Genomic DNA, 563 nt, shown 5'->3' on the forward strand with positions numbered 1-563 from the left:
CACCAGCGTGCTCAAGCGCCATCTCGACGCCGAGGCGCGCAAGGCCTTCATCGGCTTGATGTGGGAAATCGTCTACGCCGACGGCGAGCTGCACGAGCTCGAGGACAACACCGTCTGGCGCGTCGCCGAATTGATCGGCGTCGAGCGCCAGGACCGCATCGAGGCGCGCCGCAAGGCGGCGGCCGAGGCGCCCGGCGCGCGCGGGACGTCGAGCGACGAATAGAGGATCCTTCGCCTTCCATGCCACCCAGACCGAGGCCGAGACCAAAAATCCTGATCGTGCTGCATCAGGAGACTTCGAGCCCCGGCCGCGTAGGTCATATGCTGCTGGAAGAAGGTTTCGATCTCGACATCCGCCGGCCGCCGCTTGGCGATGGATTGCCCCGCACGCTGGATGATCATGCCGGCGCGGTTATCTTCGGCGGGCCGATGAGCGCCAATGACGGGGACGAGTTCGTCCGCCGCGAGACCGACTGGCTCGAAGTCCCGCTCAAGGAGAACCGGCCCTTCCTCGGCATCTGCCTCGGCGCGCAGATGCTCGCCAACCATCTCGGCGGCCTGTC

General features: G+C 66.6%; 1 protein-coding gene and 1 pseudogene. Both read left to right on the plus strand.

Annotation, left to right across the window (positions count from 1 at the left end; translation table 11 throughout):
- The coding region (locus tag EOA29_RS39390; RefSeq protein ID WP_189479182.1) for a TerB family tellurite resistance protein at positions 1-223 on the plus strand (223 nt) is incomplete at its 5' end.
- A 17-nt stretch (positions 224-240) separates the two neighbouring features.
- Positions 241-563 (plus strand): annotated as a pseudogene (locus EOA29_RS39395) (GMP synthase); the annotation flags it as partial.

The organism is Mesorhizobium sp. M1E.F.Ca.ET.063.01.1.1 (genome assembly GCF_003998155.1).
GTDB lineage: Bacteria > Pseudomonadota > Alphaproteobacteria > Rhizobiales > Rhizobiaceae > Mesorhizobium.